The following is a 25,096-nucleotide window of genomic DNA, read 5'->3' on the forward strand; positions in this document are numbered from 1 at the left end:
GCGCGCGCGATGGCCGCGATGGCGGTCCGCCGCGCCGACTGCACGGCCTATCGCGAGCCCGCGCCGGCACACTGGCGGGCCGCGGCGGGCTGGGGCATGAATGGCGAACATGTTGTTCGGATCGATACCATGCGCCGCCGCTTCTTGCCGCTGTCCGTCCTGTTCGGGGCTTGCCCTTCCGCCATGGCTGCTGCCACCGCAGACGCCTCTACAGACAGCCACGCCATCGCGCAGGTCGTACAGGCTTTCGGCCAGGCGATTCGCACGCGCGACGCGGATGGGTTCCGCGCGCTGTTCCTGCCTGATGCGGTTACCTGGCGTCAGGTGTACGCAGACGAGAGCCTGCGCCGCCTGCGCCAACGGCGGGCGCTGGAGAAAGTGCCTCAGATGGACGGCGATTCGCCCGGGGCGATGATCGATGGCATCGTCCGCGCAGGCGGGGCGGTCGATGAACCGGTCGCCGGCCTGCAGATCCTCAGCGATGGCGACGTGGCCACTGTGTTCTTCCGCTATAGCTACTGCGTCGACGGTGCGGCGACCAACGCCGGCAGCGAGTCCTGGCAGCTGCTGCGCACCGAGGCCGGCTGGCGGATCGCCTCGGTGGTCTGGTCGGTGCGGTTGCCACCCCTGCCGGGGACGGCGCCGGCGTGTCGATGAAGTTGTCGCCGCCGCCTGCCGAGCCCGTGCAGGCGCCGGAATGGCGCCTGGCTCTGGTGGCCGGCATACCGGTGGCGATCTGCCTGCTGGTGATGGGCGCGCCGGCGCTGGCATCGCCCAGCCACGCGCTGGCGATGCGCACCTTCTATTTCCTGGCCTGTGCGCTGTGGTTGCCGTGCCTGGTGCTGCTGCAGCGCTGGCTGTGGCGCCGCCGCGCCGGGCCGCTGGCGACCGCTTCGGTGCTGCTGCTGGCCACCTACGCGATGGCCGTGGTCAACAACGGGCTCGGCGCGTTGCTGGCCGCGCGGATGGGATGGTCGGCCGGCGAGCGGTTCCATTGGGCGAACCTGGTGTCCGGACTGGACGGATGTTGGCTCGCTTTGATCGCCTACTGCACGGCGCACGCCGCGCTGGCGCATGCGTTGTCGCTGCGCGACGAGCGGCAGCGGCGCCATGCGGCGGTGCTGCTCGCACGTCAGGCCGAACTGCGCGCGTTGCGCTATCAGCTGCAGCCGCACTTTCTGTTCAATACGCTCAACGGCATTTCCACCCTGGTCGGCGAAGGACGGAGCGAGCAGGCACGCAGCATGATCGTGCAACTCGCCCAATTGCTGCGCGCGATCCTGGAAACCCCCTCGCACGAAGTCGCGTTGGCAGAGGAGCTGGCGCTGACCGAAACCTATCTGGCGATCGAGCAGCTGCGCCTGGATGCTCGGCTGCGCGTGCATTGGCAGATAGGCCCGGGCACGCTGGACGCGCAGGTGCCTTTCCTGCTGCTGCAGCCGCTGGCCGAGAACGCCATCCGTCATGGCATCGCCTTGCGCAGCGATCCTGGGCTGCTGCGCATCTCGGCACAGCGGCGCGGCGAACGTCTGTGCCTGCAGGTGGTCAACGACGTGGCGGCAGTGGGCACGCGCTACCGCGCTGGCCAGCGGATGGGTCAGCACAACGTCGCCGAGCGCCTGGCGACGCTGTATCCCGGCCAGGCCACGTTCGCCGCGGGCATCGCCGGCGATGGAACCTATGCGGTGGCGATGGAACTGCCGTTTCGTCGCGCGGCCGGAGCCGGCGCGTGATCCGCGTGGCGATCATCGACGACGAGCCGCTCGCGCGGCGCGGCCTGGCGGCACGGCTGGCCGCGCATGCAGACCTGCAGGTGGTGGGCGACTACGCCGACCCCGCGGCCGCGGCGCAAGGGCTGTCGCGGCATCCAGCCGATCTGGTGTTGCTGGACGTGCAGATGCCGGGCATGTCCGGCCTGGACCTGTTGCGCAGCCTGGCTGGCGAGCGGCCGCCGCTGGCGATCCTATTCACCGCGCATGCGCACTACGCGGTGGAGGCCTTCGCGCTGGATGTCGTCGATTACCTGCTCAAGCCCCTGGACGACGCGCGCCTGGATGCGGCGTTGCGGCGCGCCCGTCAGCGGCTGCGCGCGCTGGCGCCGCCGTCCGGAAAGGATGCTTGGTTCGCTCCCGCCCCGGCCTGGGCACGCTGCTTCGAGGTCCGGGTCGGGCGCTGCACACGCCTGGTGCGGGTCGAGGAACTGCAATGGCTGCAGGCCGAGGGCGACTATGTCGCGCTGCATACCCGCACCGGCAGCCACCTGCTGCGTCAGACGCTGGCGCGCATGCAGGAGCAACTGGACCCGGCGCTGTTCCTACGCGTGCACCGCTCCTCGATCGTGCGCCTGGAGGCGGTGGCCGAACTGCGCGCGCTTTCCAACCGCGACGCCCTCCTGCGCCTGCACGGCGGCACGCTGGTCCGGGCAAGCCGCGGCTACGTGGATGCGCTTCGCGCGCACCTGCGCGGTACCGGCCAGTAGCGGCCCAGCGCCGACGACCGCAGCCCCTGCACGGCTGGGCGCGCGGTGCTCGCGTGGGGCGACGGTCCGGCGCATCATGCCCTCCCGACGTCCAGCCCGATCCTCCTGCGCATGCGCTATCCCGGCCTCGACCTGCTGCGCGCCATCGCCATCGTCTGGGTGATGCTGTTCCATTCCTTCGTGGTCGGTGGACTGGGTCCGGACTGGGACTGGCTCTCGCGTTACGGCTGGATGGGCGTGGATCTGTTCTTCGTGCTCAGCGGCTTTTTGATCGGCGGCCAGGTGCTGGCGCCGCTGGCCCGCGGCGAGCCGCTGCGCTACGGCGAGTTCTACCGCCGCCGCGCCTACCGCATCCTGCCGGCGTACGTGGTGGTGCTGGCGTTGTACCTGGCCTGGCCCGGCTTTCGCGAAGCGCCGGGGATCGCACCGTGGTGGCTGTTCGCCAGCTTCACCCTCAACCTGGGCATCGACTACGCCAGCCAGCAGGCGTTCTCGCATGCCTGGTCGCTGTGCGTGGAAGAGCACTTCTACCTGGTGTTCCCGCTGCTGGCGACGTGGATGCTGCGGCGGCCGTCGGCGCCGCGGTTCGTGGCGCTGTGCGTGGCCGTGGTGCTGGCCGGCATCGCCCTGCGCAGCGCCATCTGGCTGCACGACAGCGCGCTGGATCGGGTCGGCGCCGGGGTGCAGCGCAACTGGTTCATCGAGGATCTCTACTACCCGACCTGGAACCGTCTGGACGGCCTGCTGGCCGGCGTGGTGCTGGCGGTGCTGAAGACCTTCCGGCCGCAGCACTGGCAGCGGCTGCAGCGCCACGCCACCGCCGTGGCGCTTGGGGGCATCGCGGTCTGCGCGCTGGCGATGTGGCTGTTCCGCGACCGCACCGGCCTGCTCGGCAACGCGATCGGCTGGCCGGTGCTGTCGTTGGGGCTGGCGCTGCTGGTCTGCGCCGGCGCCTCCACGCAGGGATGGCTCGGGCGTTGCCGGGTGCCGGGTGCGGCCTGGCTGGCCGCGGTGTCCTACAGCCTGTACCTGAGCCACAAGGCCGCGTTCCATCTGACCCAGGTGTGGTTCGGTGCGCTGCTGGACGGGCGCGGACCGCTCGCCTTCGCCGTCTACGCCGGAATGGCGCTGCTGTTCGCGGCTGTCCTGCACTACGCGGTGGAGCGGCTGTTCCTGCGCCTGCGCGAGCAGCGCAGCGCGCCGGCCGCGGCGGCCGCGCGTGGCTAAGGGGTGCTGGCCGGCCCGGGCGGCACACCTCTATGGCGCCGCAACGGATCGTGCTAGCGTGCGCGCCTTCAGGGACGAATAGGGGGAATGCAATGCCGACGATCACACGCCGTGGCTGGGTCCTGTTGCTGAGCTGCGGACTGGCCGCCGCCGGCCAGGGCGCCGCGCAGGTGCGCACCTCACCGACCGTGGACAACACGCCGAAGATCCGTGAGGTCATGCCGAGCCAGCCGTTTGACAAGCAAGCCGCAGAGGCCGCTTTGGCCAAGGGTCATGCGACTATCACCGGCGTGGCCTGCGCCTATCACGACAACCGCGTGTTTCTGGCCAACAACCGCAAGGTCATGCTGTTTCCGGCGACGCCCTACTACGAGCAGTGGGTCGCCATGCGCAAGAAGGCCGACCCCAGTAAGGAAGCGGTAAAGATGTCCGACCAGGCTTACAACGCGCGTGTGGAGACGGAGACCGATGCCAAGGGCGCGTTCCAGTTCACCGACATGCTGCCCGGTCGTTACATTCTGGCCCTGCAGTTCCAGTTCGATCAGGCCAAGTCACGCGATGTGTATGCGGGCAGCAGCTACGGCGATTCCATGCAGGTGGATCATTACGAGCGTCAGGATTACACGGTTGCGCGCGCCGACGAGCTCTTCAAGGAAGTGGAAATCAAGACCGATGGCAGCAAGGTCAAGACCGCACTTTCTGGAGGCGCCGGCATGCTCAATGGCGGTGGGGGGTTGTGGAGCAAAATGCTGCCATGCAAGACCAACCTGTGATCGGCATGCGCAGCGCCGGTTCCGGGACGTGATCGGTGTTTTGCCTTGGCGGCGCCTATATCGCCGGGTGCGGGCTGGCAGGAGTGGACGTCAGGTCTCGGCATTGTCCGGCGGGAATGACCATCCACAGGTTTTCGCCGGCAGCCTAGGTTCGAGACCTTGATAGGCTAAGCGACCCGGGGCGGCGGAGCGCCGTTCGGTCTTTGTCGCCCGACGGTTTTTCCTGCGTCTGTGCGAACCGTCTGCAGCGCTCGCTGGCGTGCCGCTGGTGGCCTGGATCGCCCTGTCGGAACGCGCTTGGCGTGTGGGCCGGTCGTATGTGGCGCCGCACGTGGCGATCTCATTCCGGATCGCCATACGCTACGCGTGCCTCGTGCAAGCGCTGTTGCACGATCTCCGCCAGCCGCGTCACCGCCGGCGGCGGCGTGGCGACCGCGCGGTGCAGGGCCAGCCCCAGCGCCGGCAGCGTCGGCAGGCCGCCGGCGCCGGGCGCCAGCAGGGTCAGTCCGGCCGGCACGCCGGCCGGGGTGCGCAGGGTGATGCCCAATCCAGCGCGGACCGCCGCCCACACCCCGCCGAGGCTGGCGCTGGTGAAGGCGATCCGCCACGGGATGCCGGCGCGGTCCAAGGCGGTGGTCGCGGCCGTACGCAGCAGACACGGTGCTTCCAGCATCACCAGCGGCAGCGGCGCGTCGCCGCTCCAGGTGGCCGTCGTGGACAGGCTGCTTCTGTCGCCTGCGGCGATCCAGCGCAGCGGCCACGCCGCTTGCGCCTGCCGATGCGCCGAGGCCGCGCCGGAGTCCCAGGCCAAGGCCAGATCCAGCTGCCCGGCCTCCACCCGCGCCAGCAGTTCCTGGTGGCGGGCGATGCGCGCTTCGATCCGCACCTGCGGGTGGGCGCGGGCGAAGCGCCCGAGGACGTCCGGCAGCATGTGCTCGCCGAAGTCCTCCTGCAGCCCCAGCCGCACCCAGCCCTGCAGCGCCGTGTCCTGCAGCGCCACGACCGCCTCGTCGTTGAGCTCGAGCAGCCGCCGCGCATAGCCCAGCAAGGCTTCGCCGGCCTCGGTCAGGGCCAGGCCGCGGCCCTGGCGGCGCAGCACCGGCTGCCCGGCCTGCTCCTCCAGTTTCTTCAGCTGTGCGCTGATCGCCGAGGTGGAGCGCCCGCGGCGGTCGGCCGCCTTGGCGAAACTGCCCAACTCCACGCCGGTGACGAAGCTGCGCAGCGCGTCGAGGTCGAAGGTGATGGGGCGCATCGGTCGATCCTGATTTTTCGGATGGTCGTTTCGATATTTTCCGATTTTTCGGAAGGTCGTGCGTGACTAGGCTGTGCCCGTTCCCCATGCGAGGTCTGCCCGATGTCCGATCCAGCCACCCCGTTCCCTTCCGCGCAGGCCGCGTTCGGCGACATCGCGCCGGCGTTCGTCCGCCTGACCGATGAGGTGCTGTTCGCCGAGGTGTGGCAGCGCCCGGGCCTGTCGCCGCGCGAACGCAGCCTGATCACGGTGGCGGCGCTGGTGGCGCTGTGTCGCCCGGAGCAACTGCCGTTTCACCTGGCGCGCGCGCTGGACAACGGCCTGGACCGCGACGCCCTGGCCGAAGCCATCACCCATCTGGCGTTCTACGCCGGCTGGCCGTGTGCGGCATCGGCGCTGCCCTTGCTGCGTGCCGCCGGCGCGGCGAAGTCGACCACGACGGAGGCGCGCTGATGCCGTACGCCCGCATCTCGCTACTGCGCGGTCATCCGCCTGCCTATCTGCGCGCGCTGTCGGCCAGCCTCTACCAGGCCATGCACGAGGCCTTCGAGGTGCCGGCCGGCGACTGTTTCCAGGTGATCCACCAGCACGATCCGGACGAACTGGTGTTCGACCGCCACTACCTGGGCGGGCCGCGCTCGGATGGCTTCGTGCTGATCGCCATCACCGCCGGCCGCGAACGCAGCGACGCCTGCAAGCAGGCGTTCTACCAGCGCCTGGTCGAACTGCTGGCGATCGCGCCGGGGATCGCCCCGGAGGACGTGATGGTCACCATCGTCACCACCGCGACGCAGGACTGGTCCTTCGGCGGCGGCCGTGCCGGCATCACCGCCAGCGGAGCGCCGGCATGATCGCCATGCAGTACAGCATCGCGCTGCCGGCGTACTACGACATGGCCATCATCCGCCGCCGCATCGCCGACAAGGGGCCGTTGCTCGACACGCTGCCGGGGCTGCAGTTCAAGGCTTACCTGGTCGCCGATCGCGGTGATCCGCTCCTGCACGCGCGGCAGAACCTGTATGCGCCGTTCTATCTGTGGCGCGATGCGGCGGCGATGCACGGCTTCCTCGCCGGCCCCGCGTTTGCGGCGTTGTGCGAGGCCTTCGGCCGCCCGCCAGTGCAGTCGTGGATGGTCGGCACGGCGTGGACGTCCGCGGCGCTGCGCACGGCGCGCTACGCCACGCGGGTGCTGCAAGCGCCGTCGCCGGCCTTGGAGAACGACACCGACACTGTGCATGCGCCTGACGAACGCATGCTGGCCTCGGTGTACGGTTACGAACCGCAGGGATGGACGCGGCTGCGGTTCCGCCTGTGGCGCGACCTGCCGCCGGCAGATGACGATGCGCAGTGCTATGCGGTGCATCACCTCAGCGTACCCGGCGCGATCGACGCAGACGGGTAGACCGGCCGCGTTGCGCGCTCAGTACATGTTCTTCTTGTAGTCGGCCTGCAGTCCTTTGCGGACCATGCCGGGCACCGAGACCGTCGCGCGCAGCAGCGTGGCCTGGGCGCCGCGCGCGCCGCTGCGCCTGACGTGGTCGCGGAAGATTGTCGGCGGGTCCAGATCGTGTGCGATGGCGGTGGGCGGCCAGTGGTCGAAGCGGCCCAGCGCAGTGCTGTGGATGTGTTCGAGCACTGCCGGCAGCACCCGCACCGCCAGATGCGGAATGCGTCCATCGACCGCGAGCGCGCTGCGGATCGCCGCATCGGTGCTGGGACGGGCGAGCCCTTCGATGCGCACGCAGCGCGCGCTGCCGGGGCGCAGCGCCAGCAGCGCGATCTGCGGCCGCGCCAGCAGATTGCCCAGGCTGTCGACGCGGCGATTGCCGGGGCGGTCGGCGAACCACCAGGCGTCGCGGTGGGCTTGCAGCAAGGCGCCGGCGCGATCGCCGCGCGGGCTGACATCGACGCGGCCTTCGGCATCGGCGGTGGCCAGGATCAGCAGCCGGCAACTTCCCAGAAATCCATCCGGCCTCTGCAGCGACGCTTCGTCGGTGGAGTCCGCGGCCTGCCACCAGTCGGCGCGGAGCAGGGCCTTGGCGCAGTGCAGATAGCATTCCTCGACGGCAACGAACACGCGCGTGCCGTCGTCGCCGGCGATGTGGCCATTGATGCGCAGGGTCTCGCCCATGCCGGGCACCAGGAACAGCGAACCGAAGCCGGCGCCGACATGCGTGTGGGCCGCATCCAGCGCCTGCAGCGGCAGCGACAGCAGATGCGGTGTGTCGCCGCGCGCGAAGCCGGGCGGACCGCTGCCCACGCTCAGCGCCAGGCGCTGAGCGGCGACGCCGGCGAACAGCAGCGGGCTGGCGGCCAGCCAGCGCAGCGCGTGCGCGTCCAGATGGTCGATCACCTTCATGTCGCGCGGGCCAGGCAGACGGCCCACGCAATCCTGCAGCTGTGCCGCGTCTGTAATGAAGTCGGTCATCGCCGCGGCCCCCGCGAGGAAAGGACGGCGCGGTCGAGCGGAGAGGAAGAGGACATCGCAAAGCGCTCCTGTGAACGGGCGGGAGGCTTGCGCGATGGCTGGCGACGCCTGGAACCGTACCACAACGCGGCGGACGTCGAGTCCACCGACTGCATGGTCGTGATGGGCCAGGCAAATGCCGCTACCCCCCCTTTCATCACCCGGGATGGGTCATGCAGGAGCGGCTTCAGCCGCGATGGGGGCGTTCCCGGTGACGCCGTCGAGGCTGGAGCCGCTCCCACGCAGCAAGCCGCATGCGGCTCAAGTGGAGACGCCTGTCCTCTGCCGTATGGCGGCACAGGGGCTTCGCCGCGCTGGGTGAGAAAGGAATGCGAGGCCGCGCGTGGCGGCCCCGCGGCCGTTCAGGCCGGTTGCCGCGCGACCTGGAAGCCGGCAAAGGACTGCGTCACCGGCATGATCTCCAGCCGATTGATGTTCAGATGCGGCGGCAGCGTCGCCACCCAGAAGATCTGTTCGGCGATGTCCTCGGCGGTCATCGGCTGCGCGCCCTGGTAGAGCGTGTCCGAGGCCTTCTGGTCGCCGTGGGTGCGGACCAGGGTGAACTCGGTCTCGGCCATGCCCGGTTCGATCGCGGTCACGCGCACGCCGGTGCCATGCAGGTCCGAGCGCAGGCCCAGCGAGAACTGGCTGACGAAGGCCTTGGTGCCGCCGTAGGTGTTGCCGCCCGGATAGGGATACAGCGCGGCGACCGAACTGATGTTGATGATCGCGCCGCGGCGCTGGATCAGCGTCGGCAGCAGGCGATGGGTCAGCGTCACCAGCGCGGTGACGTTGGTGTCGATCATCGTGCGCCAGTCGTCCAGTTGCGCGGCCTGCGCCGGCGCGGTGCCCTGGGCCAGGCCGGCATTGTTGACCAGCAGGTCGATGCCGCGGAACGCCTCGGGCAGCGCCGCCAGCATCGCGTCCAGGGCATCGGCGTCGCGGATGTCGAAGGCGGCGATGTGCACGCGTTCGGCACCGAAGGCGTCCAGCAGCGGCTGCAGGCGCTCGGCGCGGCGGCCGGTGGCGATCACGCGCCAGCCGGCGTCGACGAAGCGGCGCACGGCGGCGGCGCCGAAACCGGAGGTGGCACCGGTGATCAGGGCAGTCTGGGTCATTGGGGGGCCGGGAATGGGGAGTGGGGAATCGGGAATGGTAAAAGCAAATGCGCTGGCAGGGCGTCGACAGCGTCGTCTGCCCGTAGGGGTCACCGCATGCGCGCGATCAAGGCCGCTGCCGCGGCGTCGCACACAACCCAGCACTCAGTCCCACACCCGCAAGTCTCAGGGAACGGGTGAGCACTCGCTCTTCCCATTCCCGATTCCCCGATCCCGATTCTCGGCACTATTGCGCCTTGCTCACGCTCACGGGCAGCGCAGTGCCGGTGACTTGCCGCGCCGTGGCAGGGTCGGGGCAGCGCAACGTCAGTGGCGACGACGCATGAACCGACACGAAGACGGGAACGGCAAGGAAACGGCTTCCCCCATTCCCGAATCCCGATTCCCCAATCCCGGCTCTACTGCGCCTTGATCGCGATCGCCGACAGCCCGCTGCCGTTCAACTTCTGCTTGGCCTCGGCCAGTTCGCTGGCGGTGCCGTAGGGCCCCATGCGCACGCGGTACACGGTCTTGCCGCTGATCTGCGCCGATTCCACGCGCGCCGACAGGCCGAGCATCGCCAGCTTGGCCTTGGTCGACTCGGCATCGCCGGAGGCGCCGAACGAGCCGGCTTGCAGGATGTAGCGCGCGGTATCGGGAGCCGCAGTCGCCGCGGCCGCCGCCGGTGCGGTGGTCGCGGCCGGCGTTGCCGCCGCGGCCGCTGGCCTGGAGGCGGCCGGGGTGGCGCTGGCCGCAGTGCTGGGCGTTTCCGGCAGCGGGGTCGGATTGGCGGCCGTCGCGGTCGGCGCAGTGGCGGCCGCGGCCGGGGTGGTGCCGGCGGCCGCCGTGCCTGCGGCGGCCTGCGCCTTGGCCTGGCGAATGGCCTCGGCGCGCGCGCTGGCAGCCAGTTCGGCGTCGGACATCTGCACTTCCTTGCCGGGCAGCAGGGTGTAGAAGTCGTACTGGGTCTGCGCGTCCTTCTTCGCCTCCGGCTTGGTGCTGCCGGCCGCGTTGGCGGCGGGCTTGGGCAGGTCCGGGGCCGCATCGACGTCGGCATCGGCCACCGGTGCGGGCTGCGCATCCGGATTGGCGCGCGGGCTGCCGACCCGCAGGAAGTCGCCGTCCTTCTTGAACAGGCCCGGCGCGCCGAGGAACACCACCGCGGCGATCGCCGCGCCGGCGATCAGCCACACCCATCCGGGCGTGCCGTTGCCGGTGTTGCGTCGGGCCTGGGTCTTACCGCGTCGTGCTGCCATTTACCGCTTCTCCACTCACATTTTTTCCGGGGCCGAGACGCCCAGGAGATTCAGACCGTTCGCCAGCACCTGCTGCGCCGCCACCGCCAGGGTCAGCTTGGCGTTGCGTTCGCCGGCGTCGTCCACCAGCACCGGGGTGCCGTGGTACCAGGTGTGGAAGGCCGTGGCCAGTTCGCGCAGGTATTGCGCGATCAGGTGCGGCTCCAGCGCGTGCCCCGCATTCTCCACCACTTCCGGGTAGCGCGAGAGTTCCTGCATCAGTTCCAGCGAGGTCGCGTCGCTGAGCCGGTTCAGTTGCGCCTGGCCGTCGGCCTGGTCGTAGTCCAGCTTCTTCTCCTGCGCCTGGCGCAGCAGGCTGCACACGCGGGCATGCGCGTACTGCACGTAGAACACCGGGTTGTCGTTGCTCTGCTGGCGGGCCAGGTCGATGTCGAAGGTGAGCTGCGAATCCGGCTTGCGCGCGATCAGGAACCAGCGCGTGGCATCGCGGCCGGCTTCCTCGATCAGGTCGCGCAGGGTCAGGTAGCTGCCGGCGCGCTTGGACAGCTTCACTTCCTCGCCGCCGCGCATCACCGTGACCATCTGGTGCAGCACGTATTCCGGCCAGCCCTTGGGGATGCCCAGGTCCATCGCCTGCAGGCCGGCGCGCACGCGCGCCAGCGAGCCGTGGTGGTCGGCGCCCAGTTCGGTGATGGCGCGCACGTAGCCGCGCTGCCACTTGCTCAGGTGGTAGGCCACGTCCGGCACGAAATAGGTGTAGGTGCCGTCGGACTTGCGCATCACGCGGTCCTTGTCGTCGCCGAAATCGGTGGATTTCAGCCACAGCGCGCCACCCTCTTCGTAGGTATGGCCGGACGTGATCAGCTTCTGCACCGCCTCCTCGACCTTGCCGTCGCGGTACAGCGAGCTTTCCAGGAAGTAGATGTCGAAATCCACGCCGAACGCGGCCAGGTCGTGGTTCTGCTCGTTGCGCAGATAGGCCACGGCGAAGCGGCGGATCGCGTCCAGGTCCTGCGGATCCTTGGCGCCGGTGACCACGTGGCCCTCCAGGTCCACCGCAGCGCCGGCCATGTAGGCGTCGGCCACGTCCTGGATGTAGTCGCCGCGGTAGCCTTCTTCCGGCCAGTCCGGGCTGTCCGGGGTCTTGCCCAACGCGCGCGCCTGCACCGAGCGCGCCAGGTTCTCGATCTGGTTACCGCCGTCGTTGTAGTAGAACTCGCGCTTGGCGTTCCAGCCGTTGGCCTCGAGCAGGCGCGCCAGGCAGTCGCCGATGGCCGCGGCGCGGCCGTGGCCGACGTGCAGCGGCCCGGTCGGGTTGGCCGAAACGTATTCCACGCCCACGGTGCGGCCGTTGCCGACCAGGCTGCGGCCGTAGTCCTCGCCCTGCTTGAGCACCGCCAGCACCTCGCGCTGGTAGGCGCCGGGGCCGAGGTGGAAATTGATGAAGCCGGGGCCGGCGATCTCGACCTTGCTGACATCGTCGTTGGCCGGCAGCGCGTCCACCAACTGCTGGGCGAGGGCGCGCGGATTGGTGCGCGCGGCCTTGGCCAGCAGCATTGCCGCGTTGGTGGCGAAGTCGCCGTGCTCGCGGGTCTTGGGGCGCTCGACCACGAAGTCCGGCGGCAGGGTGTCGGCCGGCAGGGTGCCATTGGCGCGCAAGGCTTCGATGCCTTGACCGATCAGGGCGCGGAGTTGGGATTTCACGAGATCTCTGCTTGAAGCGCGGAACCGGCGATTTTACCCGACCCGCCGCCTCCCGGCCCGTCCCGGGTTCAGCCCGACCTCAGCCGTGGCGCGGCGACCAGGCGCAGGCCCGCGCCCCGGGGCCGCTGCGCGCCCGTGCGGCCGGGTGTGGCCCTGTCAGGGCACGCGCCACCCCGGCATCGCCGGCCACGCGCATCGGTTCAGGCCCAGCCGCGCGAGGCCATCGAGACCGGGATGCCGTCGCCGACGATGAAGTGGTCGAGCAGGCGCACGTCGATCAGGTCCAGCGCCTGTTTCAGCCGGTCGGTGACGGCGCGGTCGGCGGGCGAGGGTTCCGGGTTCCCGGACGGGTGGTTGTGGCCGATGATCACCGCGGCGGCATTGAGCGTGAGCGCACGCCGGACCACCTCGCGCGGGTGCACCTCGGCGCCGTCCACGGTGCCCTGGAACAGTTCCTCGAAGGCCAGCCAGCGGTGCCGGGTATCCAGGAACAGTGCGGCGAAGACTTCGTACGGCCGCGCCCGCAGGCGTTGCGCGAAGTAGCGGCCGGCGGTGACCGGGTTGCTGAGGGTGTCGCCGCGCTGCAGTTCCGCGGCCAGGTGGCGCTGGCCCAGTTCCAGCGCCGCCGACAGCTGGCAGGCCCGCGCCGGACCCAGCCCGGGCAGGCGCACCAGGTCGCCGGGCGACCGGTCCAGCAGCGTGCGCAACGGCCCGTGCCGGTGCAGCAGGTCGCGCGAGGTGCGCACCGCGTCGCTGCCGGGCAGGCCGGAGCCGAGAAAGATCGCCAGCAGTTCGGCGTCGGAAAGGGCCCGGGGACCGCGCGCCAGCAGCTTTTCCCGGGGACGTTCTTCGCAGGGCCAGTCGGAGATGTGCATATCGCCAGGGTGCCGGCCGACATGTCGCAACGGTATCAGGCCGCCAAAAGCCATCGGGTAAGCTAATCGTCCTTGTATGGGTAGGACATTCCCGACGTGACCGCGATTTTCGAGAGGCCCCTGCCGGGGCGACGTGTGCTGTTGTGCGTCGGTGGGGGAATCGCCGCCTACAAGGCGCTGGAGCTGGTGCGGCGGCTGCGCGACGCCGGCGCCGAGGTCCAGGTGGCGATGACCGCCGGTGCGCAGCAGTTCGTCACCCCGCTGAGCTTCCAGGCGCTGTCCGGCCATCTCACCCGCACCACGTTGTGGGACAGCGGCGCGGAGCAGGCGATGGGCCATCTGGAACTGGCCCGCTGGGCCGAGCACATCGTGGTGGCACCGGCCACCGCCGACCTGCTGGCGCGCCTGGCGCACGGCGTGGCCGACGACCTGGTCGGCACGCTGTGCCTGGCCAGCACCGCCCCGCTGACCGTGTGCCCGGCGATGAACCACCGCATGTGGCTGCACCCGGCGACCCAGGCCAACATCGCCACCCTGCGCGCGCGCGGCGCACAGGTGGTCGGCCCCAACGATGGCCCGCTGGCCGAAGGCGAGTCGGGCCCCGGCCGCCTGGCCGAGCCCGAGCAGATCGTCGCCGCGCTGGCTGGGCGCACGGACCAGGGCGCCGCGTCGGCCACGCCGGCCGCCACCGCCGTCCCGTCGCGTTCCGGCACTGGCATCGCTGGCGCCCTGCGCGGCCTGCGCCTGCTGATCAGCGCCGGTCCCACCTACGAAGACCTGGATCCGGTGCGCTACCTGGGCAACCGCAGCAGCGGCAAGATGGGCTACGCGCTGGCCGCGGCCGCGGCCCGGCAGGGCGCCGAGGTGGTGCTGGTCAGCGGTCCGGTACATTTGTCTACGCCCGATGGCGTGCAGCGCATCGACGTGCGCTCGGCCGCGCAGATGCGCGAGGCGGTACTGGGCGCATTGCCCGCGGACATCTACATCGGCACGGCCGCCGTCGCCGATTACACGCCAAAACAGGTGGCGGCGCAGAAGATCAAGAAGAGCGGCGAGATCCTGACCCTGGAGCTGATCCGGACCCCGGACATCCTGGCCGAGGTCGCCGCGCAGACCCAGGCGCTGAAGCTGGTGGTCGGTTTCGCCGCCGAGACCCACGACATCGAGCGCTATGCCCGTGGCAAACTCGCCGACAAGCACCTGGACCTGATCGTGGCCAACCGGGTGGGGGTGGCCGGCAACGGCTTCGAGAGCGACCAGAACGCGGCCACCGCCTATTGGCAGGACGGCGAACGCGACTTCCCGGCGGTCTCCAAGACGCAACTGGCCGAACAACTGCTGGACCTTATCGCGCAGAGGCTGCACGCATGAGCACTCCCACGCCCCATCCGCTGCAGGTGAAGCTGCTGGATCCGCGCTTCGGCGACAGCTGGCCGCTGCCCGACTACGCCACCGAAGCCAGCGCCGGGCTCGACCTGCGCGCGGCCACCGAAGCGCCGCTGACCCTGGCCCCGGGCGACACCGCGCTGATTCCCAGCGGCCTGTCCATCTACATCGCCGATCCGCAGCTGTGCGCGGTGGTGCTGCCGCGCTCGGGCCTGGGCCACCGCCACGGCATCGTGCTCGGCAACGGCACCGGCCTGATCGATGCCGACTACCAGGGACCGCTGCTGATCAGCGTCTGGAACCGCGGCCGCGAGGACTTCACCATCGCCCCCGGCGACCGCATCGCGCAACTGGTGGTGATGCCGGTCGTGCGTGTTGCCCTGCAGGTGGTGGATACTTTCGCCGACAGCGCCAGGGGAACGGGTGGATTCGGCCATACCGGAGTGCGCTGACAGGGGATCGTCTGCATGAGCGAGGCAACACAAGCGCGGCCGGTGCCGCAGGGTTTGCGCAAGGTGGCGCCTCTGCTGACGGTGCTGCTGGTGCTGATGGTCTTCTGGTTCGGCTGGAGCGGGGTCGAGCAATGGCGCGCCGAACAGGCCGCCACCGCCCTGGAGCAGGCGCGCGATGCCGCGGTGACGCAGACCCAGCAGGCGCTGGCGGGGGCGGGCAAACGCCTGTCCGAGCGCCTGCAGAAGCCGGCCGTGCAGGCGGCCCTGAGCCGCGGCGACGCCGCGGCCGCGGCCCAGGCGCTGCGCGCGGACTGGGCGCAGGCCGAGGACGCGCAGGTGTTGCCGGCCGACCTGGAACCGGGCTACGCCGATGCGGCGCGCTTCGGCTACGGCCGCCTGGCGCTGCTGGAAAAGACCTTGTTGAACGGCAAGCTCGCCAGCGCGGTGATTCGCGACGGCGGCGGCCCACGCCTCGGGCTGGCCGCGCCGGTGTCGCTGGGCGGCAACGCCGCGGTGGTCTACCTGCGCCTGCCGCTGGCGCTGTTGACCGACCCGGTCGCGCAGGCGCCGGTGCCGGGCAGCGGCTATCTGGCGCTGCGCCAGGGCAACTACGACGTGATTGCCGCTGGCAACAATGCGCTGCACGACCGTGCCGACGCGCTGTCGCGCCCGGTCGGCGACAGCGGCCTGCGCATGGTCGCCTCGCTGCCGGATAGCGAAGCCGGCCCGCTGGGGCTGGGTGCGCTGCCCTGCCTGCTGGTCGCCGGCCTCTGCCTGGTGCTGGGCGCACTGCTGTTGCTGGCCGCGCGCGGGCGCCTGCCGCAGCCGCGGGTACGCCGCGCCGACGCCGCGGCCACCGAGGAACACACCCTGCAGCAGAGCCTGCAGCGCCAGGAGCCGCCCCCGCCGCCGCCGGCCGTCGAGGAGGCCGCGCCGGCCAAGCCGGTGCCGGCGTTCGCGGTGGCGCCGGAGATCTTCCGTGCCTACGACATCCGCGGCGTGGTCGGCCGCGACCTCAGCCCGCAGGTCGCGGCGCTGATCGGCCAGGCGATCGGCGCGGTGATGCAGGAGCAGGGACTCAACGAGGTGGTGGTCGGCCGCGATGGCCGCCTGTCCGGGCCGGAACTGTCGGCCGCGCTGATCGAAGGCCTGCGCCGCGCCGGTTGCCATGTCACCGACATCGGCCTGGCGCCGACCCCGGTGGTCTACTTCGCCGCCTACCACCTGCGCGCCGGCAGCTGCGTCGCGGTGACCGGCAGCCACAACCCGGCCGACTACAACGGCTTCAAGATCGTGGTCGGCGGCGAGACCCTGTCCGGCGCGGCCATCGCCGACCTGTATGCGCGGATCAGCGCCGGTCGCCTGCCCACGGCCGAGGAGCCGGGCCGGCTGCAGCAGCGCGACGTCGGCGACGACTACATCCAGCGCATCGCCGACGACGTGCAGTTGGACCGCCCGCTCAAGGTCGTGGCCGATGCCGGCAACGGCGTCGGCGGCGAACTGGCGCCGCGGCTGCTGGAAGCGATCGGCGCCGAGGTGGTGCCGCTGTACTGCGACGTCGACGGCACCTTCCCCAACCACCATCCCGACCCCAGCGAGCCGCACAACCTCGAGGACCTGGTGCAGACCGTGCGGCGCTTCGACGCCGACCTGGGCGTGGCCTTCGACGGCGACGCCGACCGCCTTGGCGTGGTCACCAAGGAAGGCACGGTGATCTACCCGGACCGCCTGCTGATGCTGTTCGCGGCCGACGTGCTGCAACGCAATCCCGGCGCGCTGGTGATCTACGACGTCAAGTGCACCGGCAAGCTGTCCGACTACGTGCTGCGCAACGGCGGCAGCCCGCTGGTGTGGAAGACCGGGCACTCGCTGATCAAGGCCAAGATGCGCGAGACCGACGCCGAACTGGCCGGCGAGATGAGCGGCCATTTCTTCTTCAAGGAGCGCTGGTACGGCTTCGACGACGGCCTGTACGCGGCGGCGCGGCTGCTGGAGATCCTGGCCCAGCGCGAGGAATCGCCGTCGGAGGTGCTGGCCGAACTGCCCGACAGCGTGGCCACGCCGGAGATCAAGCTGCCGGTGGACGGGCAGGACGCGCACGCGCTGGTCGCCGACCTGGTCGCCCAGGCGCAGCAGGAGGGTTCGCCGTTCGCCGGCGCGCGGTTGCTGACCATCGACGGCCTGCGCGTCGACTTCCCGGATGGCTGGGGGCTGGTGCGCGCGTCCAACACCACGCCGGTGCTGGTGCTGCGCTTCGAGGCCGACAACGCGGCGGCGCTGGAGCGGATCAAGGCGCTGTTCCGCGCCCAGGTGCAGGCGGTGCTGCCGGGCCTGGCGCCGACCTTCTGAGCCAGCGGCACGCGCCCGGCCTGGTCCGGGCGCCGGGCGCCGCCGCGGCTCAGCCGCCGGCGGTGGTCGGGGCCGCTGCCGGGCCGCCGCCGCGGGCCGCGCGATAACGTTGCAGCACGTCCTCGATTTCCTGGTCCAGGCCGAGCCGCTGCTGTTCGAAGTTCTTCTGCATGCGCAACTGCCACAGCAAGGCGCGGTGCCGTTGCTGCACGTCGTCGGCGATCTTGGCGGGCACGCTCTGCCCGGCCAGTTCGCGCGCGCCGGCGCCGGACAGCAGGCCGATCAGGCCCTGGCGCAGGCTGTCGACGTTGTAGCGGGCGGTGTTGATGTTGTTGTCGACGATGCCGATGCGCTCGGCGAACACCCGGCGCAGTTCGTCCTCGGTCTGGTACGACAGCAGCATCGCCTGGTCGGTCCGCTTGCGCGTCTCCAGCGCGGCCTGGTCGGCGCGCTGCTGCGCCGCATCGGCCGCAGCCGCGGCGCGTTCGTCGGCGTTGAGCGCACGCCCGACCTCGGCGCTGCGCATGCCGCTGGTGGCGTTGAACTCGTCGCGCGCCTGGTTCACCGCTTCCGGCGGCAGCGCATCGCTGCAGGTGCGTTGCCCGCCCTGGTTCCAGCAGTACAGCTTCTTGGACGGTGCCGACGCCTGTTGCGCGGCGGCCGGCAAGGCCAGCAGCGCCAGCACGGCCGGCAGGACGCGATTGCGTGGTCGGATCGGCATCGTGGCAGCCCCCTGCTGTCAGCCAGACGAAGCGCAACCGTAGCGGGCCCGGTAGGCCAGCAGCGGTTCGCGGAAGCCGACAAGGTCTGCGTTTCCGTCGATGAATGCAAGCAGGTCGCCCAGATGCGCGACCGACACCACAGGAACGCCGGCCTCGGCGGCCACCGCCTGCGCCGCCGAGCGGCGGTCGTCCTCGGCGGCGATCTCCTGACGGTCCAGCGCGACCAGGATCGCGGCCGGCTCGCCGCCGGCGGCACGGATGATGCCCAGCGCTTCGCGGATCGCGGTACCGGCGGTGATCACATCGTCCACGATCAGCACCCGGCGGCCGGCCAGCGGCGCGCCGATCAGGCTGCCGCCTTCGCCGTGCGCCTTGGCTTCCTTGCGGTTGAACGCCAGCGGCAGGTCGCGCCCGCGCCGCGCGTACTCGCAGGCCACCGCCGTCGCCAGGGGGATGCCCTTGTAGGCCGGGCCGAACAGCAGATCGAAGTCGAGCCCGGCGGCGTCGGCCGCATCGGCGTAGCACGCCGCCAGCCGCGCCATGCTGGCGCCGGAGTCGAACCGCCCGGCATTGAAGAAATACGGACTGAGGCGCCCGGACTTCAGCGTGAACTCGCCGAAGCGCAGCGCCTCCGCGTCCAGGGCCAGTTGCAGGAAACGGTGCCGGTAGTCGGTCATTTGGGGGCCGGGAATGGGGAAAGGGGAATAGGGAATGGTGAAAAGCATAGCGGTTGTTCCGTCTTCGCGGCCCTGCTGGGGTACGCTTTATCGATTCCCTATTCCCGTTTCCCCATTCCCGGCTCTTCCATGCGCATCATCAGCTTCAACGCCAACGGCCTGCGGTCGGCCGCCACCAAGGGCTTTTTCGAGTGGTTCGCCACCCAGCAGGCGGATGTGCTGTGCGTGCAGGAGACCAAGGCGCAGGAACATCAGTTGGCCGGGCCGGCGTTCCTGCCGGACGGTTACCGGGTCTGGTTCCGCGACGCCAGCACCAAGAAGGGCTACAGCGGCGTGGCCATCTACAGCAAGCGTGAACCCGACGAGGTGCGCACCGCGCTGGGCTGGCCGGAGTTCGACGAAGAGGGGCGCTACCTCGAGGCGCGCTTCGGCAACCTGAGCGTGGTGTCCTTCTACATTCCCTCCGGTTCCTCCGGCGAACTGCGCCAGGGCTACAAGTTCCAGGTCATGGACTGGCTGCGGCCGATCCTGGTGGAGTGGCTGCACAGCGGCCGCGACTACGTGCTGTGCGGGGACTGGAACATCGTGCGTTCGGCGCTGGACATCAAGAACTGGAAGTCGAACCAGAAGAACTCCGGCTGCCTGCCGGCCGAGCGCGACTGGCTCAACGGCCTGTGCGCCGACCGTGCCGAGGAGGCCGATGCGGCCAGCGGCCGCGGCTGGGTGGACGCCTACCGCGCGCTGCATCCGGACGGCCAGGACTACACCTGGTGGAGCAATCGCGGCGCGGCGCGCGCCAACGACGTGGGTTGGCGCATCGACTACCAGTTCGTCACCCCGACCCTGCGCGAGCGCCTGCAAGGCTGTTCCATCCATACCGCGCAGCGCTTCTCCGACCATGCGCCGTTCACGGTGGACTACCGCGAATGAGCGGCGGCACTTCCGCGGCGCCGGTGTCCTACAAGGGCTGGGCCGGGATCAAGCGCGCCTTCGCCACGCCGTCGGCGGCGACGATGGCGCTGCTGGGCTTCGGCAGCGGCCTGCCGTTCCTGCTGATCGCCTCGCAGACCCTGTCCACGCGCCTGCGCGACGTCGGCCTGGACCTGGGCAGCATCGGCCTGATCAGCCTGGCCAGCTTCTTCTACCTGCTCAAGTTCCTGTGGGCGCCGCTGCTGGACCGCTACCGCTTCCCGCTGTTCGGCTTCCTCGGCCGGCGCCGTTCCTGGCTGCTGGTCGCGCAGCTGGGCGTGGCCATCGGCCTGGTGGCGCTGGCCTTCACCCGCCCGGAACTGAGCGTGGCCGCGCTGGTGCTGTGGGTGCTGGTCGCCTCCTTCGCCGGCGCCACCCAGGACTCGGTGGTGGACGCCTACCGCATCGAGATCGCGCCGCCGTCGGCGCAGGCCGCGCTCGCCGCGACCTACACCTTCGGCTACCGCATCGGCCTGATCCTGTCCGGCGCCGGTGCGCTGTATCTGGCGCAGTTCGGCAACTGGACCTTGGCCTATCTGGTCATGGCCGGGCTGATGCTGCTGCCGATCGTCACCACCCTGGTGTGCCGCGAGCCGGAGATGCCGGCGTCGACCGTGGTGCGCAAGATCGACGTGGTCGGTGCGTTCTGGCAGCCGATCTCCAGCTTCTTCTCCAGCAACGGCCTGGCGCTGGGGTTGGCCCTGCTGCTGTTCGTGGGCCTGTTCAAGTTCCCCGACCAGGTGATCGGGGTGATGTCCGGCCCGTTCTACCTGGACTCGGGCTTCGACAAGGCCGACATCGCCACCGTCTCCAAGCTGTTCGGGGTGTGGATGGGAATCGCTGGCGCCTTTGCCGGCGGCCTGGCGGTGGCCGCCTTCGGCTTCCGGCGCATGTTGCTCCTCGCCGCGCTGGGCGTGGCGCTGTCCAACCTGGCGTTCCTGCTGATGGCGCACAACCCCGGCCAGCTCTGGTCGTTCTACGCCGCGCTCAGCGCCGACAACCTGTTCCAGGGCTTCGCCGGCACCGTGCTGGTCGCCTTCATGTCCTCGCTGACCGACCGCAACTTCACCGCCACCCAGTACGCGCTGCTGGTGTCGCTGGCCAACCTGCCGGGCAAGTTCGTCGGCGGCGTCTCCGGCTACATCGTCGAAGCCACCTCCTACAGCACCTTCTTCGTGCTCAGCGCCTTCACCGTGATCCCGACCCTGTTGCTGCTGGCCTGGCTGTGGCCGCGGATCCGCGAACAGACGCCACAGGCGGCCGCCGCCAGCGATTGAAAGGTCGTCCCCGGGCAGGGATGATGGGCAGCGGCGCACGCGTGCGCCGCCGTCCGGGAGTCCGCATGAGCGACCTTGTGTTGCGCGATATCGACCCGTTCCTGCTCGAACGCATCCGCCGCATCGCCGTCGCGCGCGGCTGGACCCAGCGCCAGGCGGTGCTGGCGCTGATCGAGCAGGGCCTGTTTTCCAGCGAGTACGACGTGCGCAGCGGGTTCGAGCACCGCGAAGTGGATGCACTGTCGGAGGCGATCGCGGCGTTGCGGGCGCTGCCCGCCGGCAGCGGTTTCTGAATCCCGACGCCCCGCTTACGCGGGGTGGATCGCGCCGAGGATGCGCGGCCCGCGCGCGCCGCTGACCGACGGCAGGTTGCCCGGCAGCCCGGCCAGGGTCTGTCGCGCCAGCCAGGCGAAGCCCATCGCTTCGATGTAGTCCGGGTCCAGGCCCTGCGCCTGGGTCGACTGCACCTGCACCCCCGGCAGCCGCGCCTGCAACCGCGTCAGCAACAGCGGGTTGTGCACGCCGCCGCCGCACACCAGCAACTGCCGGGTCGCCGGCTGCTGCGTCAGCAACGCATCGGCGACGGTGGCTGCGGTGAGTTCCAGCAGCGTCGCCTGCACCGCGGCCGGCGCAGGCACCGGCGTGTCCAGGCAGGCCTCCAGCCAGCGCAGGTGGAACTGTTCGCGCCCGGTGCTCTTGGGCGGCGGCAGCGCGAACCACGGGTCGGCCAGCAAGCGCTGCAGCAGGTCGGCGTCGACCGTGCCGCTGGCGGCGAACGCGCCGCCGGCATCGTAGGGCTGGCCGCGATGGCGCTGGCACCAGGCATCGAGCAGCGCGTTGGCCGGGCCGGTGTCGAAACCGCGCACGGCGCCATGCGCCGGCAGCAGGGTCAGGTTGCCGATGCCGCCGAGATTGAGCACCGCCCGGTCCTCGTGCGCCGCGCCCAGCATCGCCGCATGGAAGGCCGGCATCAGCGGTGCACCGTGGCCCCCGGCGGCGACGTCGCGGCGGCGGAAATCGCAGACCGTGGCGATGCCGGTCAGTTCGGCGATGCGGTTGCCGTCCCCGAGTTGCCAGGTGAACGCGGGGTCCGCCAGCGGGCGATGGCGCACGGTCTGCCCGTGCGATCCGATCGCGCGCACCGCGGCCGGCGCCACCCCGGCGTCGTCGAGCAGGCGCAGCGCCGCCTCGGCGAAGGCGATCGCCACCTCGGCATCGAGCTGCCCCAGCGCGTCCAGCGAAGCGATGTCGCCGCCTTCGCCCAGCGCGATCAACGCCGCGCGCTGCTGCGGCGCCCAGGCATAGGTGCGGCCAAGCTGCAGATGCGGGTTTCCGTCGTGGCCGAAGCGCACCAGCGCGGCATCGATGCCGTCGGCGCTGGTGCCGGACATCAGGCCCAGGAACAGGGCGTCGTCGGGAACGGCGGAAGGAGAAGACATGCTAGGCACCAGGCGGCGGTCGGCGCCGCAGCGTGTGCCAGGCGCCGCCGCCCGTCAATGCGCGGCGCGGCGGAAGCGGACGCCAGTGCTCAGCCGGCGTCGTGCGAGGCGGCGGCCTTGGACGAGGCGACGACCTTCTTCTTCTTCGCCCCCGGCTCGTCGGCATCGGCGTAGATCAGCTTCTCCACGCGCTGGATGCGCGCCAGCGCCGGCGAGGTCTGCGCACGGAACGCGGCCAGTTCGGCGCCGGCCAGCGGGGTCGGCGGCGGCATCGTCACCGAGGCCGGATTGCGCTGCACGCCGTCCACGCGGAATTCGTAGTGCAGGTGCGGACCGGTGGCCATGCCGGTCATGCCGACGTAGCCGATCACCGTGCCCTGGTTGATGCGCTGGCCGACCTTGATCCCGCCGAAGCGCGACATGTGCCCGTACAGCGTGCTGTAGCCCTTGCCGTGGTCCAGGATCACCACATTGCCGTAGCCGCGCTGGGTGCCGACGAACTGCACCCGCGCATCGCCGGCGGCCATGATCGGGGTGCCGGTCGGCGCCGCGTAGTCGATGCCCTTGTGCATGCGCATGGTGCCCAGCACCGGATGCTTGCGCGCGCCGAAGGTGGAGCTGATGCGGCTGTAGGACACCGGCATGCGGATGAAGCTCTTCTTCAGCGGCCGCCCGGTCACGTCGAAATACTCGGCCGGCTTGCCGCCGCGCTCGAAGCGGAAACCGCTGTAGGTCTTGCCGCGGGTGGTGAAGGTCGCCGCCAGGATCTTGCTGGTGTCGATGCGCTCGCCTTCGCGCCAGGTCTCGTCCATGACCACGCTGAAGCGGTCGCCCGGCTGCAGGTCCTTGTCGAAGTCGATGTCGTACTTGAAGATCTCGTCGGTCATCGTCGCGATCGCCGACGGCGACAGCCCGGCCTTGCGCGCGGCCACATACAGCGAGCTGGTGATCTCGCCGCTGGTGACCACGGTGCGCGTACTGGTCTCGCGCTCGACCACCTTTTCCTTGATGTCGTCGTCCAGCAGCGACAGCTCCACCCGGTGGGTGGCATCGCGGTCGAAGCGCAGGGCGCGCAGATCGCCCGTCGTCGCCAGGTCGAAGCCGATCTCGGCGCCAGGACGCAGCTTGGTCAGCGCGTCGTGGGTGCCCGGATGGTCCAGCACCCGCTGCATCACCGTGGCGGGGATGCCGAGCTTCTCGAACACCGAGCCCAGGGTCTGCCCGGACTCGATCCGCACCACCTGCCAGTTGTCGGTGATCGCCGCCTGCTGTTGCTGGGCAAGCGAGATCGGCGGCAACGGCAGCGCCAGCGTCGCCTGCGTGGTCTGCAGCGGCACGTCGATGGCGTTGGAGAAGCCCGGGACGATCGTGGCGACCATCGCACCGATGGTGGCGAACAGGCTGGCGTGGATCCAGTGGCGGCGCGTCCAGCGGCCGGCGGGAAGATGTTCCTTCAACTTGCGATGCAGCGCAGTGTCGTGGAGAACGTGAAGGCGTTGCTGGAACCGCTGCCGGCGCGCGCGTTCCTGATCACTGTTGGGCATCAAGGCTTCCTCACGAGCCCGAAGCGCGAGCTCAAAACTCGGCTACCATAAACATCGTTCCACAGCGCGTCAAACCATTGAGCCGGCTCGGATTTTCACCTGCCTGCACGGTTAACTCGCTCTTAACGCCATTCACGTTTGTTGACGCCATTCGCCGGAGTTCCTGTTTTGTCCACGATCGAAGAGTCCCTTGCCCTGATCGGCCGCGGTGCCGACGAAATCCTCAAGCGCGAAGAACTGGAGGCCCGCCTGCGCAGCGGCCGCCCGCTGCGGATCAAGGCCGGCTTCGATCCCACCGCGCCGGACCTGCACATCGGCCACACCGTGCTGTTGAACAAGATGCGCCAGTTCCAGGACCTGGGTCACCAGGTGATCTTCCTGATCGGCGACTTCACCGGAATGATCGGCGATCCCACCGGCAAGAACGTCACCCGCAAGCCGCTGACCCGCGAGGACGTGCTGGCCAATGCGCGCACCTATGAGGAGCAGGTGTTCAAGGTGCTGGACCGCACGCGCACCGAGGTGCGCTTCAACTCCGAATGGTTCGGGCAGATGAGCGCGGCCGACATGATCCGCCTGGCCGGCCAGCACACCGTGGCGCGCATGCTCGAGCGCGACGACTTCGCCAAGCGCTACGCGGCGCAGCAGTCCATCGCCATCCACGAGTTCCTGTACCCGCTGGTGCAGGGCTACGACTCGGTGGCGCTGAAGGCCGACGTCGAACTGGGCGGCACCGACCAGAAGTTCAACCTGCTGATGGGCCGTGGCCTGCAGGAGCACTACGGGCAGCCGGCGCAGATCGTGCTGACCATGCCGCTGCTGGAGGGCCTGGACGGGGTCAACAAGATGTCCAAGTCGCTGGGCAACTACATCGGCATCAGCGAGCCGGCCATCGACATCGTCACCAAGACCATGAAGATCGGCGACGAGCTGATGTGGCGCTGGATCGAGCTGCTGTCCTTCGACATCGGCGTGAACGAGGCGCAGGCGCTGCGCCAGCAGGTGCAGGCCGGCAGCCTGCATCCGCGTGAGGTGAAGCTGCGCCTGGCGCGCGAATTGACCACCCGCTTCCACGATGCCGCCGCCGCCGAGCAGGCCATCGTCGGCTGGCACGCGGTGGTGACCGGGCAGGGCGACACCAGCGCCTTGCC

The 25,096-nt window shown here is 70.2% G+C and carries 25 protein-coding genes (1 of these 25 running past the window's edge); 15 read left to right on the top strand and 10 right to left on the bottom strand.

Going from position 1 to position 25,096, the window contains the following annotated elements:
- The first annotated feature begins 9 nt into the window (after positions 1-9).
- The 5 genes from PG878_RS02330 to PG878_RS02350 all read left to right on the top strand — a co-directional run bounded on the left by PG878_RS02330 (position 10) and on the right by PG878_RS02350 (position 4,479).
- Positions 10-657 carry a Cif family virulence factor gene (locus PG878_RS02330; RefSeq protein ID WP_209032644.1) on the top strand — a complete coding sequence of 216 codons (648 nt, stop codon included), beginning with the start codon at positions 10-12 and terminating at the stop codon, positions 655-657.
- Positions 654-1,733 (top strand): sensor histidine kinase, encoded by a 1,080-nt coding sequence (locus PG878_RS02335; protein ID WP_209032643.1) that lies wholly within the window; start codon positions 654-656, stop codon positions 1,731-1,733. The genes PG878_RS02330 and PG878_RS02335 overlap by 4 nt, the downstream gene beginning before the upstream one ends.
- On the top strand, positions 1,730-2,479 hold the full coding sequence (locus PG878_RS02340) for a LytR/AlgR family response regulator transcription factor (protein WP_209032642.1): 750 nt from the start codon (positions 1,730-1,732) through the stop codon (positions 2,477-2,479). The genes PG878_RS02335 and PG878_RS02340 overlap by 4 nt, the downstream gene beginning before the upstream one ends.
- Positions 2,480-2,590: 111 nt before the next feature.
- Complete coding sequence (locus PG878_RS02345; RefSeq protein ID WP_209032641.1) at positions 2,591-3,706, top strand: acyltransferase family protein; 1,116 nt, start codon at positions 2,591-2,593, stop codon at positions 3,704-3,706.
- 92 nt (positions 3,707-3,798) lie between these two features.
- The gene (locus PG878_RS02350; protein ID WP_209032640.1) at positions 3,799-4,479 is read left to right on the top strand and encodes a carboxypeptidase-like regulatory domain-containing protein; all 681 of its coding nucleotides are present in this window, start codon (positions 3,799-3,801) and stop codon (positions 4,477-4,479) included.
- 340 nt (positions 4,480-4,819) lie between these two features.
- Here PG878_RS02350 and PG878_RS02355 read toward each other — a convergent pair whose 3' ends face one another.
- Positions 4,820-5,731: a LysR substrate-binding domain-containing protein gene (locus tag PG878_RS02355; protein WP_209032639.1), complete on the bottom strand. Its 912-nt coding sequence runs from the start codon at positions 5,729-5,731 to the stop codon at positions 4,820-4,822.
- A 102-nt stretch (positions 5,732-5,833) separates the two neighbouring features.
- Between PG878_RS02355 and PG878_RS02360 the strand changes: the two genes are divergently transcribed.
- From PG878_RS02360 to PG878_RS02370, 3 genes are read left to right on the top strand one after another with little or no spacing between them, the layout of a single operon-like run.
- Positions 5,834-6,184, top strand: a complete 351-nt coding sequence (locus PG878_RS02360) for a carboxymuconolactone decarboxylase family protein (protein ID WP_209032638.1) — start codon at positions 5,834-5,836, stop codon at positions 6,182-6,184.
- Positions 6,184-6,582 carry a tautomerase family protein gene (locus PG878_RS02365; protein WP_209032637.1) on the top strand — a complete coding sequence of 133 codons (399 nt, stop codon included), beginning with the start codon at positions 6,184-6,186 and terminating at the stop codon, positions 6,580-6,582. Before PG878_RS02360 ends, PG878_RS02365 begins: the two co-directional genes overlap by 1 nt.
- Positions 6,579-7,133, top strand: a complete 555-nt coding sequence (locus tag PG878_RS02370) for a DUF4865 family protein (RefSeq protein ID WP_209032636.1) — start codon at positions 6,579-6,581, stop codon at positions 7,131-7,133. Before PG878_RS02365 ends, PG878_RS02370 begins: the two co-directional genes overlap by 4 nt.
- An 18-nt stretch (positions 7,134-7,151) precedes the next feature.
- Here the strand turns inward: PG878_RS02370 and PG878_RS02375 are convergent, their stop codons facing one another.
- The 5 genes from PG878_RS02375 to radC all read right to left on the bottom strand — a co-directional run bounded on the left by PG878_RS02375 (position 7,152) and on the right by radC (position 13,130).
- Positions 7,152-8,159, bottom strand: a complete 1,008-nt coding sequence (locus tag PG878_RS02375) for a pyridoxamine 5'-phosphate oxidase family protein (protein WP_209032635.1) — start codon at positions 8,157-8,159, stop codon at positions 7,152-7,154.
- A 401-nt stretch (positions 8,160-8,560) separates the two neighbouring features.
- Positions 8,561-9,316 carry an SDR family NAD(P)-dependent oxidoreductase gene (locus PG878_RS02380; RefSeq protein WP_209032634.1) on the bottom strand — a complete coding sequence of 252 codons (756 nt, stop codon included), beginning with the start codon at positions 9,314-9,316 and terminating at the stop codon, positions 8,561-8,563.
- Between the two features lie 398 nt (positions 9,317-9,714).
- The gene (locus tag PG878_RS02385; RefSeq protein WP_209032633.1) at positions 9,715-10,551 is read right to left on the bottom strand and encodes an SPOR domain-containing protein; all 837 of its coding nucleotides are present in this window, start codon (positions 10,549-10,551) and stop codon (positions 9,715-9,717) included.
- 15 nt (positions 10,552-10,566) lie between these two features.
- A complete protein-coding gene (gene argS, locus PG878_RS02390) occupies positions 10,567-12,255 on the bottom strand; it encodes an arginine--tRNA ligase (protein WP_209032632.1) in 1,689 nt (562 codons plus the stop codon).
- A gap of 200 nt (positions 12,256-12,455) precedes the next feature.
- Positions 12,456-13,130 carry a RadC family protein gene (gene radC / locus PG878_RS02395; protein ID WP_209032631.1) on the bottom strand — a complete coding sequence of 225 codons (675 nt, stop codon included), beginning with the start codon at positions 13,128-13,130 and terminating at the stop codon, positions 12,456-12,458.
- Positions 13,131-13,226: 96 nt separating this feature from the next.
- On the opposite strand from radC, the gene coaBC reads away from it, so the two are divergent.
- Genes coaBC through PG878_RS02410 form a run of 3 tightly spaced genes read left to right on the top strand, consistent with a single transcriptional unit; the run spans position 13,227 to position 17,317 of the window.
- The gene (gene coaBC / locus PG878_RS02400; protein WP_209032630.1) at positions 13,227-14,501 is read left to right on the top strand and encodes a bifunctional phosphopantothenoylcysteine decarboxylase/phosphopantothenate--cysteine ligase CoaBC; all 1,275 of its coding nucleotides are present in this window, start codon (positions 13,227-13,229) and stop codon (positions 14,499-14,501) included.
- Positions 14,498-14,968, top strand: a complete 471-nt coding sequence (gene dut / locus PG878_RS02405) for a dUTP diphosphatase (protein WP_010342059.1) — start codon at positions 14,498-14,500, stop codon at positions 14,966-14,968. The genes coaBC and dut overlap by 4 nt, the downstream gene beginning before the upstream one ends.
- Positions 14,969-14,983: 15 nt before the next feature.
- Complete coding sequence (locus PG878_RS02410) at positions 14,984-17,317, top strand: phosphomannomutase/phosphoglucomutase (protein WP_209032629.1); 2,334 nt, start codon at positions 14,984-14,986, stop codon at positions 17,315-17,317.
- Positions 17,318-17,366: 49 nt separating this feature from the next.
- On the opposite strand, the gene PG878_RS02415 is transcribed toward PG878_RS02410, so the two are convergent.
- Together PG878_RS02415 and pyrE are read right to left on the bottom strand one after the other, a co-directional pair.
- The gene (locus PG878_RS02415; RefSeq protein WP_209032628.1) at positions 17,367-18,038 is read right to left on the bottom strand and encodes a hypothetical protein; all 672 of its coding nucleotides are present in this window, start codon (positions 18,036-18,038) and stop codon (positions 17,367-17,369) included.
- An 18-nt stretch (positions 18,039-18,056) separates the two neighbouring features.
- Positions 18,057-18,716, bottom strand: coding sequence for an orotate phosphoribosyltransferase (pyrE, locus tag PG878_RS02420; RefSeq protein ID WP_019802407.1), 660 nt, complete (start codon positions 18,714-18,716; stop codon positions 18,057-18,059).
- 129 nt (positions 18,717-18,845) lie between these two features.
- Here pyrE and PG878_RS02425 point away from each other — a divergent pair, with 129 nt between their 5' ends.
- The 3 genes from PG878_RS02425 to PG878_RS02435 all read left to right on the top strand — a co-directional run bounded on the left by PG878_RS02425 (position 18,846) and on the right by PG878_RS02435 (position 21,255).
- A complete protein-coding gene (locus PG878_RS02425) occupies positions 18,846-19,646 on the top strand; it encodes an exodeoxyribonuclease III (protein WP_209032627.1) in 801 nt (266 codons plus the stop codon).
- Positions 19,643-20,962, top strand: coding sequence for an AmpG family muropeptide MFS transporter (locus PG878_RS02430; protein ID WP_209032626.1), 1,320 nt, complete (start codon positions 19,643-19,645; stop codon positions 20,960-20,962). Before PG878_RS02425 ends, PG878_RS02430 begins: the two co-directional genes overlap by 4 nt.
- 65 nt (positions 20,963-21,027) lie before the next feature.
- Positions 21,028-21,255 (top strand): hypothetical protein, encoded by a 228-nt coding sequence (locus PG878_RS02435; protein ID WP_010342053.1) that lies wholly within the window; start codon positions 21,028-21,030, stop codon positions 21,253-21,255.
- Between the two features lie 15 nt (positions 21,256-21,270).
- On the opposite strand, the gene PG878_RS02440 is transcribed toward PG878_RS02435, so the two are convergent.
- Positions 21,271-22,401, bottom strand: a complete 1,131-nt coding sequence (locus PG878_RS02440) for an anhydro-N-acetylmuramic acid kinase (protein WP_209032625.1) — start codon at positions 22,399-22,401, stop codon at positions 21,271-21,273.
- 89 nt (positions 22,402-22,490) lie between these two features.
- Positions 22,491-23,945, bottom strand: a complete 1,455-nt coding sequence (locus tag PG878_RS02445) for a peptidoglycan DD-metalloendopeptidase family protein (protein WP_209032624.1) — start codon at positions 23,943-23,945, stop codon at positions 22,491-22,493.
- Positions 23,946-24,113: 168 nt separating this feature from the next.
- Between PG878_RS02445 and tyrS the strand changes: the two genes are divergently transcribed.
- A protein-coding gene (gene tyrS / locus PG878_RS02450) for a tyrosine--tRNA ligase (RefSeq protein WP_209032623.1) crosses the window boundary here: on the top strand, positions 24,114-25,096 show its 5' portion. It continues 229 nt past the right edge of the window; only the first 983 of its 1,212 coding nucleotides appear in the window; the start codon lies at positions 24,114-24,116; the stop codon falls past the right edge of the window.

Origin of the sequence: Xanthomonas hawaiiensis, from assembly GCF_031834635.1 — a bacterium.
Taxonomy (GTDB): domain Bacteria; phylum Pseudomonadota; class Gammaproteobacteria; order Xanthomonadales; family Xanthomonadaceae; genus Xanthomonas_A; species Xanthomonas_A sacchari.